This is a genomic window from Delftia sp. ZNC0008 (assembly GCF_000799035.1).
GTDB classification, from domain to species: Bacteria; Pseudomonadota; Gammaproteobacteria; order Burkholderiales; family Burkholderiaceae_C; genus Comamonas; species Comamonas tsuruhatensis.
Genome location: NZ_JTKZ01000480.1, coordinates 1 through 3,303, shown reverse-complemented (window position 1 = coordinate 3,303; position 3,303 = coordinate 1). Strand labels below are relative to the sequence as shown.

Genomic DNA, 3,303 nt, shown 5'->3' with positions numbered 1-3,303 from the left:
CCGCGTCTTGTTGCCCGACATCGGCGCTGGCAGCTTTGGCAGCGGATGTCGTCTTGTAGGTAATGCGGGAATGAACCGGGGCGATGCCTTATCGCCGTGCATGCATTGTTGCCTTGCACCCGCCCCGCGCATATACGTCATATGCCGGTTGTGGCGGGCGCGAGGCCGTGGTATTTCCCGCGCGCGCTCTGCGCCCTGGTCCCTCAGAAGGACCCGAACATGGTGCCGAGCGTGATCACCAGCACCAGGGCCAGCAGGGGCGCGCCAATGGTCATGATGGCGATGTTGCCGTACGACTGGCGGTGCGTGAGGCCGCAGATGGACAGCAGCGTGATGATGGCGCCGCTGTGCGGCAGGGTGTCGAAGCAGCCGGCCGCCATCACGGCCACGCGATGCAGCAGCTCGGGGCTGATGCCCAGCTGGGCGGCCATGGCCAGGTAGTCCTTGCCCAGCGTGGACAGCGCAATCGACAGGCCGCCCGACGACGACCCCGTGATGCCGGCCAGCACGTTCATGGCCACGGCCTCGGAGATCAGCGGGTTGTGGGGTGCCACGTTGAGCACGGCCTCGCGGATGATGGCAAAGCCCGCCAGCCCCGCGATGACCGCGCCGTAGCCCACTTCCGAGGCCGTGTTGAAGATGGGCAGCATGGAGCCCAGCACGCCCTTGTTCACCGACTCCTTGAGATTGCGCCAGCGGCCCAGGCCCAGCAGCACCAGTGCGGCGCAGGCCACGGCCAGGGCCAGGATCAGCGCCCACAGGCCCGTCTGCTTGGCAGGATCCACCGCAGGAAAACGGTCCTTCAGAAAGCCGAAATCCATCTGCGGGAACACGCCGTAGGTGAGCAGCGCATTGACCGCGATCACCAGCACCAGCGGCAGCAGGGCCAGCAGCAGCGGCAGGTCCCGGCGGCTGTGCAGGGCGGGGTCGCTTTCGTCATGCAGGCCCTGCTCGACAGCGTCGTCATGGTCGCCGTAGCCTTCGCCCGCCACGCGTGCCTTGGCCGCGCGCGACTGCAGCCACCACAGGCCCAGGGCCAGCATGGTCATGCCGCCGATGATGCCCAGGCCCGGCGCCGCGAACACATTGGTGCCGTAGTAGGGAATGGGAATGGCGTTCTGGATGGACGGCGTGCCCGGCAGCGCCGTCATGGTGAAGGTGAACGAGCCCAGCGCGATGGTGGGCGGTATCAGCCGCTTGGGCACATGGGCCGCGCGGAACAGCGACTTGGCAATCGGATAGATGGCAAAGGCCACCACGAACAGCGACACGCCGCCATAGGTGAGCACGGCGCAGGCCAGAACCACCGTGAGGATGGCGTGCTTCTCGCCCAGCACGCGCATGATCCAGTGCGATATCGCGGTGGCTGCGCCCGAGTCCGCCATCAACTGGCCGAACAGCGCGCCCAGCAGGAACACCGGGAAGAACTGCAGCATGTAGTTGCCCAGGGCGCCCATGAAGGTGCTGGTGTACAGCGGCAGCATGTGGCCCAGGTCGCCGGACAGCAGCACGGCCACGGCGGCCATCAGGGGGGCCAGCAGCAGCACGGAGATGCCTCGGTAGGCCAGGAACATCAGTCCCGCCAATGAAATCACGATTGCCAGGGTACTCAAATCGTCTCCAGTCCAGTGGTTCTAGTCAAAAAGACAGAATAAATGCAGATGGGTGACAATTTGGCGTAATTGGCGTGCTTTGTGGATGATTTGGCGCAATATATCGCCACGTTTACCCGGGCTGAGCGCCGCTGCGCGACTGCAGCCGCAGTCTCAAGGGCATGGATGGCCGCAGCGTGACCTGCAGCACGGGGCGGGGCGCGCTGGCACCTTCGGGCACGCTCAGCCGCAGACGCTGCAGCACCATGGCCGCCACCACCGTCATCTCCGCGCTGGCCAGGTGCTGGCCCAGGCACACGCGCGCGCCGGTGCCAAAGGGCATCCAACTGCCGCGCGGCACGGCGGGAGAGCCGTCCTTGTCGGTGTCGTCGAAACGCTGCGGCCTGAACGCATCGGGCTCGGGAAACCAGCGCGCATCGCGCTGAATGAGGCCGGGCGCAATCATGAACATGGTGCGTGCAGGCAGGCACCACGGCCCCAGTTGCACAGGCCGCGTGCAACGCCGGCTGATGAGCACCGGCGCGGCCGGGTACAGGCGCATGGCTTCCTGAAGGCTCCAGCCCAACTGGCGCAGCGCCGGCAGGTCCTGCGCCGTGGGCGTGCGGCCCTGCAGCTGTAGATGGATCTCGTCAGCCACCTGCTGCTGCGCCTCGGGATGGGTGGCCATGCACCAGGACCACCAGGTCAGGCTGCTGGCCACGGTTTCGTGACCTGCCAGAAAGGCCGTCATGCATTCATCGCGCACGGCCTGCAGTGTCCAGGCCTGGGCGTCGCCCCGGTGCAGGCGCAGCAGGCGGCTGAGCAGATCCTCGGGCCAGTCTGCATCGGCCTGCGCCAGCCGGAGCCGGACCTGCCGGTCGATGAAGCTGCGCAGCCAGGCAAGCGCCCGGCGCTTGCGGCGCTTCCAGGGCATGGCATCGGGCCAGCGCAGGGGCCAGTAGAACTCGCTGTTTGCGGCATGGCTGACTTCGCGGATGGCGTGCTCCGCGGAGCGCGCATCCTCGCCGATGGCGCCGGAGAACATCAGCCGCATGATCACATCCATGGCCAGGGCGGTCAGCGCCTGTTCCATGGGAAAGTCCTCGGACTGCTGCGGCCAGGCCTGCAGCGCGGCCTGCGCGGCTGCGGCCAGGGCCGGTATCTGGGCCTGCACGGCCTTGGGGGAGAAGGCCGGCAACAGGGCCTGCCGCTTGCTGCGCCAGGGCTGGCCTTCGCTGACCAGCACGCTGTGGCCGTGCAGCTGGGCAAAGACCGAGATGCCGTGCTCCCAGCGCACCAGCGCGTCGTGCTGGCCGACCAGCAGCTCGCGCACCAGTTCGGGATCCGTGATGACGACCTGGTGCTCTGGCCAGATGCGCAGATGGATGGCATCGCCGTGCTCGCTGCGCCATTGCTCCAGCGTACCCAGCAGGTCGCGCGACATGCGGCGCAGCAGGCCCCAGCCTGTGAGGCCTGAAGCCGGGCCGGGCGGCCAGGCGCTGGCGGCCGTCTGTGCCTGCCCCGGCGCAGCTTGGGCAACGGGGCATTGGCCGGCATTCGGCTGCGACTGCGTGGATGGATCTTGCGGAAAGTTGGAGCGGTTCATGCCCGCATGCTCGGGCAGTGCATGGACTCGGGTCTTGAACGAAAGCGTCATCCGGGCGGCGCCTGGCAAGACCTACACTGCCCTCCCATGGATGCTTGCGCCACG

General features: G+C 67.5%; 2 protein-coding genes. Both read right to left on the bottom strand.

What is annotated here, in order from left to right:
* Positions 1-203 precede the first annotated feature (203 nt).
* Positions 204-1,613 (bottom strand): GntP family permease, encoded by a 1,410-nt coding sequence (locus L995_RS16245; RefSeq protein ID WP_047472637.1) that lies wholly within the window; start codon positions 1,611-1,613, stop codon positions 204-206.
* Positions 1,614-1,725: 112 nt separating this feature from the next.
* The gene (locus L995_RS16240; RefSeq protein ID WP_082001566.1) at positions 1,726-3,198 is read right to left on the bottom strand and encodes a cytochrome P450; all 1,473 of its coding nucleotides are present in this window, start codon (positions 3,196-3,198) and stop codon (positions 1,726-1,728) included.
* Between the last annotated feature and the right edge of the window lie 105 nt (positions 3,199-3,303).